Source organism: Trueperaceae bacterium, from assembly GCA_023954415.1.
Classification (GTDB): domain Bacteria; phylum Deinococcota; class Deinococci; order Deinococcales; family Trueperaceae; genus JAAYYF01.
On sequence record JAMLIB010000024.1, the window covers coordinates 1 to 5457 of the forward strand.

General features: G+C 68.1%; 8 protein-coding genes. 3 read left to right on the forward strand and 5 right to left on the reverse strand.

The window, feature by feature from the left end; all coding sequences use genetic code 11:
- A partial coding sequence (locus tag M9914_14225; protein ID MCO5175332.1) for a DUF1801 domain-containing protein occupies positions 1 to 196 on the forward strand: 196 nt, incomplete at its 5' end.
- Between the two features lie 15 nt (positions 197 to 211).
- Here the strand turns inward: M9914_14225 and M9914_14230 are convergent.
- From M9914_14230 to M9914_14250, 5 genes are all read right to left on the reverse strand, one after another.
- Positions 212 to 961, reverse strand: a complete 750-nt coding sequence (locus tag M9914_14230; GenBank protein MCO5175333.1) for a hypothetical protein — start codon at positions 959 to 961, stop codon at positions 212 to 214.
- Between the two features lie 13 nt (positions 962 to 974).
- A complete protein-coding gene (locus M9914_14235) occupies positions 975 to 1487 on the reverse strand; it encodes a nitrous oxide reductase accessory protein NosL (GenBank protein MCO5175334.1) in 513 nt (170 codons plus the stop codon).
- Between the two features lie 2 nt (positions 1488 to 1489).
- Complete coding sequence (locus M9914_14240) at positions 1490 to 2212, reverse strand: hypothetical protein (GenBank protein MCO5175335.1); 723 nt, start codon at positions 2210 to 2212, stop codon at positions 1490 to 1492.
- Between the two features lie 408 nt (positions 2213 to 2620).
- On the reverse strand, positions 2621 to 3373 hold the full coding sequence (locus M9914_14245; protein ID MCO5175336.1) for an ABC transporter ATP-binding protein: 753 nt from the start codon (positions 3371 to 3373) through the stop codon (positions 2621 to 2623).
- A gap of 35 nt (positions 3374 to 3408) precedes the next feature.
- A complete protein-coding gene (locus M9914_14250; protein MCO5175337.1) occupies positions 3409 to 4638 on the reverse strand; it encodes a right-handed parallel beta-helix repeat-containing protein in 1230 nt (409 codons plus the stop codon).
- A 293-nt stretch (positions 4639 to 4931) separates the two neighbouring features.
- Here M9914_14250 and M9914_14255 point away from each other — a divergent pair, with 293 nt between their 5' ends.
- Complete coding sequence (locus M9914_14255) at positions 4932 to 5255, forward strand: hypothetical protein (protein ID MCO5175338.1); 324 nt, start codon at positions 4932 to 4934, stop codon at positions 5253 to 5255.
- Between the two features lie 22 nt (positions 5256 to 5277).
- Positions 5278 to 5457: hypothetical protein (locus tag M9914_14260; protein ID MCO5175339.1), on the forward strand; the 180-nt coding region annotated here is incomplete at its 3' end.

A 5457-nucleotide genomic window follows, 5' to 3' on the forward strand; every position in this document is an offset into this window, starting at 1 on the left:
AGCGCTGATGGCGCATGCCAAGTGGGTCTCGCTGGTGTTCATGCGGGCTACCGAGCTTGACGACCGGTCCGGTCTTCTGGAAGGTACCGGCAAGGCGCTGCGCCACGTGAAGTTGAGGTCGCTCGAGGAGCTGGAGGCGTGCCGGGCCGCACTGTGCGACTTGGTAGCTCAGGCGAGGCGGCTGAACGCCGGCTGAGGGGCCGCGACCGGCTTAGCGATCCCGCCGGGCGAACCAATGACCCGACAACCACAGCAGCAGGGCCGAGACCAGGAGCGTGGCCGCGATGCCAAGCCCGAAACCGCCGTTGGGAACGGTGTCCACCACGAGCTTCCCGATCGGTCCGACGAGCACCGGAACGCCGAGCGCCTGCAGGAGTCCCACGCGGAGGAGTTCGGCAGGGTTCAGGGCGATGGCGAGGAGCATGAAGCACCCGAGGGGATAGTCGGCGAAGGCCACCGCCAAGCCGACGACCGTCGGCCCGTAGGCGAGCGCGAGCAGCGCCCACGCGGCAAGCCCCAGCGCCATGGCCCGGGTGGGGTCGAGGGTCGCGGCGCTGAGGAACGAGATCGTGCAGGTCCAAAGCACCACTAGCGCCGCGACCGTGGCGACCAGCAGGAGCAGCTCGAGCGCGCCAAGCCCGAGGATGGCTGCGGAGGCGCCCGTACCGGCCAGAAGTGGTAACAGCAGCCCCAAGGCTATGCCGACGGTGGCGCCGCGGTAGGCGGCGCCCGCCGGCCTGGGTAGGGCGGCCCAGAACGCCCACGTCTCCCGCCTAGTCAGCAGTGGTGCGGCCACCACCACTGTCAACGGAGGCAAGTAGAGCTGCAGCACCGCCACGAGGCTGACCAACCCCACGGCGCTGCCACGGCCGCTGAAGGCCAGGCTAATCCCGACCAGCGCCACGCCAGCGAACAATGTCCAGGGGTTCCGCAGGACCTCGCGCAGGTGGACCCCGGCCATGCCAGCTCTCATATCAGTACTCCGGCACCCAAGGGTGGCCACGCCCGCGCTCAAGTACCTCGGACCAGGAGAGAACCTCTGCTCTGGAGAGCCGACCCGCCGCGGCGAACTCTACAGCGGCCGCCCGGTCGGCGAAGGCCGCCAACCCGCCCCCCATTGGGGTGCGGAGACGGGCATGGCACAGAACGACCGCTTTCTCCGCTTGGAGGAAGACCACGTCTTCCCTCGTGCTCGCCGCCCGATTCGCCAAATAGGTCTCGGCCACGTCGGGCGGGGTCGGTCCATGTCCCATAAGGTGGTCCGCCAGGCACTCGATAGCATCGTAGTGGTGCACGAGTCCGGTAGGGGTGACGACCTGCGCCGTGAAGCGCAGGTCGACGACCGTCATGCTGCAGTAGGGGCACACGTCTACTCCGAAGGCGATCGCGCGCGGGTCCGCCCACGCCCGCTGTGACCCGAGCAGGGCCGCGCCGAGGGCGTAGCCCGTCATCCGGATGAACGTGCGGCGGTCGATACCTGTACCCACCGCTACTCGCTGTGTTTGTTGAGGAGCCCGAGTAGCCCCGCCTCCGGAACGGGGGCCAAGTCGGCCAGCAGCTCGGCGTCGAGCACGTGGCGTCGCCCGACCTGATGGTGAGAGGTGTAATCATGCAGAGCCGCCTCGTCGCGGAACGCTCCGAGCCGCGCCTGCATCGAGGCCGCCAAATCGGCCGCCCATAGGAACGCCGCCTTTCTGGACAACACCAGGTCCGCGGCCGTCAGCGGATGGGTACCGCGGGCGTCGACCTCGGCTAGGTCGACGACGTAGAAGGTGGCCTCATGTCCGTCCACGATACCGAGAACGTAGGCATGGTTGAACATGCACGCCAAGGACTCGTAATGCATACTGACGGGCGTGCCGCCTTCGTGCTCGGGCGCCAAGCGGATCTGAGCGTAGGTGCGCTCACGGAACCCTAACGGGTTGGGACCGTCCGCCGGTGTGGCGATGGTCATCCCGCAGAAGGCACACGTGCCGTTCTCCCACGGGATTTCGTCCGGAGCCAGCACGTCCGGGCCGATACCTAGCGCCGGAGAGCTCGCCATGGCGCCGTGGCCCATGCCCATGCCGGTGTCGCCACCTCCCATGTGGCCCATCTGGGCCTTGGCGAGACCGAGTGTGAGGGGGGCAGCCATGGAGGCCACAGCCAGCTTCTTGAGAAAGGTCCTACGGTCGTGCGTCAACTCGTCGTCAATCCCCTTTCGCGGCGCCATGGCCGCAGGAAAACTTGCGAGGTCCAGGTCGTCACACGCGCGGCCACGGACGGCTACCGACGCGGGACTGGTGTCGTTCAGGATCTGGGGTCGTTGACGTGTAGTAGCGGTGGATCACGGTTGCGTAGGACGCGCGGTGCACCGCCGGAGACGGCCGCCTGCGAGAGCGGTGGTTCGAACCGTTCCGGCGCCGCCACGGTCGGTACCACTATTGGCGGCGCCGGCGGCGCCGGAACGCTGAGGATGGTTGGCGTCCCCTGGTTCTCGTGAGGCATGGGGCAGTCCTCCGCGTGATGCATCTTCGGTCGATACGCCAAGGAGACCGATGTGGAGAACGGCAACACCAGACACGCGAGCAGCACTAGGAGCCACCGGACCCAGTGCCTACTTGCGGCGTGGCGACGGAACCTATTCATCGCCGCCCAACACTCTGCGCAGCAACAGCGTCGTGCTGCGCTCCACGTGTGTGCCCTCAGGCAGTGGCACCCGCCCGCCGGTCGTCACGAGTCGGTCGTCGAAGAGTTCTTGGACCGGAACGCGGCCTACGACTCGGCCCCGCACCAAGAGGAGGGCCTCCGCAGCGAAAGCCTCGACCTCTTCGGGCCGATGGGCGCTTACGACGAGCGTCCCACCGGACCGGACGTGCTCCCGCGCCCAGTCGGCCAAGCGCTCGAGACCACCACCGTCGAGTGCCGAGGCGGGCTCGTCGAGGAGCCATACGGGCGGCTCGTCCATGAGCGCGGCCGCGAGCGCCAGCCGCTGAGTCATGCCACCCGAAAGGGTCCCGGCCCTGCGCAAGAGGAAGCCGCCGATGCCCATCCTCACCGCAGCGGCCTCCGCCCGCTCTGATGCGCAGCCTTTCGCCTTGACGGCCGCAGCGAGCACCTCCCTGACACGCAAATGAGAGGGGAACGCTATCTGCTGCGGCACGTAGGCACGTAGCCGCGCCGCAGCCGCGCTCCGGGGCTTGTGACCGAACAGCGTAGCTGCACCGCCGTGGCTCCGGATGCGCCCTACGAGCACATGGAGGACGGTCGACTTCCCAGCACCGTTGGGTCCGATGAGCGCGAGGGCACCAGCGCTGAGGTCGAAGGTGACGTGGTCCAAACGACCGCGCCGCTGGAGCGCCTCGACGCTCACCGCGCTAACGCTCTCTCTCATGGGCGCCCGTACCGGGGCTTCCGAAGGCCTGAGGCTCAACGGAACCACTCCACGGGCCGCCCGACGAAGGCGCCAAGCAGGACGCAGGCGGCCACCAAGCTGAGGCTTATGATCCGTCCGGCCACGACGCTGGACGGTGCCTCACCGACTAGACGCCCGGCGACGACGGCCCCAGCGCTTCTCTGCAATCGCGGCTCGGCGTCGGTCAACGTGGCCATGCGTAGGGCCGGTACCGTCGTCTCTGCAGTCTGCCAGAGGAGTATTCCGGGGTTGAGGGCGAAGAGTGACAGGTCGGGCTGGCGCGACGCGAACATGTTGTAGGACGAGCTGGGCAGGTGTGGGACATCGGAGACGCCGTCGTGATCGCGGTCGAGCCGGCTCGCGCCCTCGAAGTGGTTGCCCGTGACGCTCACCGCCGCTTCCGGATCGTCGACCGCCAGGTCGCTGACGTTGCCTTCAAAAGCGTTGGCCTGTAGCCTGACCGCACTCGTGCCACCCGTGCGGGTCCGCTGTACGAGCATCGCGAAGCCGTTATCGGCCAATAGGTTATCGCTGATCGTGACGTCCGGGGCGGAGACGACCAGGATGCCGACGGTGTTGCCGATGAACGCGTTCCCGCTCACCTCGGCGTCGGCGAGCTCCTGGACGAGCAGACCGAACGCCAACGGACCCGTGTGACTGGCGAAGGTATTGCCGCGGACGCGCAGACCCCGCCCGTACATCGCTGCGGACCCGACGTTGCCGCCCCTGACGATGTTCCCCTCCAACACCACGTCCGGGCTGAACATGACGTGCAGAGCGTAGCGGGCGGCCTGGTCGAAGCGGTTCTCGACGACCGTGACGGCGGCGCTGCGCTCCACGTAGATGCCGTCGAGGAAGCCCGTAACGCTGCTGGCGGCCAGCGAGAACCGCGGGGAATCGAACAGAGTTAGGGCAGGCGATGCCGGCGCACCGACGAAACTCGCTCCACTGACCACTACATCAGCGGAGCTCTCGGAGCGCACCGCGCTCGTCGCGTTCAGCACGGTGACATCGGTCAGTCGGCAGCCATCGCACCCGAGCAGCCAGAACGCGGCGTCGGGAGTGTACAGATCGTCGATCGGCCCGGAGCCGTCGATCGTAAGCCCTTCCACGTGGATGCCGGGGGCGGACAGCACAAGACTGCTGCCCTCAGTGCCGCCTACCAGCGTGGCCCCAGAAGCACGCAGCGTGACGTCGGGAACGGTTATCTCCCACGGGCCTACGTAGCGGCCGGGTCTCAACACTAGGACCGCGCCGGGCTCCAACGCCGGCAGAGCCTGGTCCGGCGCTAATGTCAGCGGCTGAATCGATGGTGGTCGGGAGCCGACGGCGGCACAGCCGAGGCTGGTTAACACCGCGACCGCGCATGCGGCAAGTACGAACGTCGACCCACCCCTCATCCTACGAGCGTAACCTCAGCCGTACAGACCATTGTCCCGGCGAACGGGCCGAGGTACTCACGCCATCGACTGGCGTCGGCGCCGAGGAGCGCCGCGGGGCCGCAAATACGGTAGCGATACGGGCTAAGCTCCTAAGGATGCCGCTGAGCTTCGAGACGCGCGTAGCCGCCTGTGGGTTGATCGGCGACCAGGGCAGGGTCCTGCTCGCTCACATCAGTGTGCCGGGCCTCGAACCGGACCGGACGTTGCCGGGCGGCGGACCCGGCGAACCACCGCTCCACTCCTTCCGCCTCATCTACGCGGCCCGGTTCGTGTCGGGCGTGCTCAGGTCGGAGGCGGAGGGCTCGACCGATGAGGCGCGCTGGTTCGAGCTCGACGAGGTCGCGGACCTGCAGCGCGTGCCCCTAGTGGATACCGGGCTGCGGCTTTGGCGCGAGCGCCGTGGAGGCCACGCTCGGTGAAGAGCGCTGGGGGCGTATGCACATGCGCGTAGCCATCCTCAGCAAGCTGAGCCCCGGCGACGGGGTCGTCGTGTACACCAGGCAGCTGCAGGCCCACCTGCAGGCGGGCGGGTACGCGGCGGACATCGTGTACTTCTCCAACGCGCCGGCCGGTTCCGATGAGCCGGGCAGGCCGAACACCCACGCCCTCCCCTACCTCGTC

Excerpts from the sequence above, each read along its gene's own strand:
- M9914_14230 (MCO5175333.1), bottom strand. The coding sequence starts at position 961 with ATGGCCGGGGTCCACCTGCGCGAGGTCCTGCGGAACCCCTGGACATTG.
- M9914_14240 (MCO5175335.1), bottom strand. The coding sequence starts at position 2,212 with ATGGCGCCGCGAAAGGGGATTGACGACGAGTTGACGCACGACCGTAGG.
- M9914_14245 (MCO5175336.1), bottom strand. The coding sequence starts at position 3,373 with ATGAGAGAGAGCGTTAGCGCGGTGAGCGTCGAGGCGCTCCAGCGGCGC.
- M9914_14255 (MCO5175338.1), top strand. The coding sequence starts at position 4,932 with ATGCCGCTGAGCTTCGAGACGCGCGTAGCCGCCTGTGGGTTGATCGGC.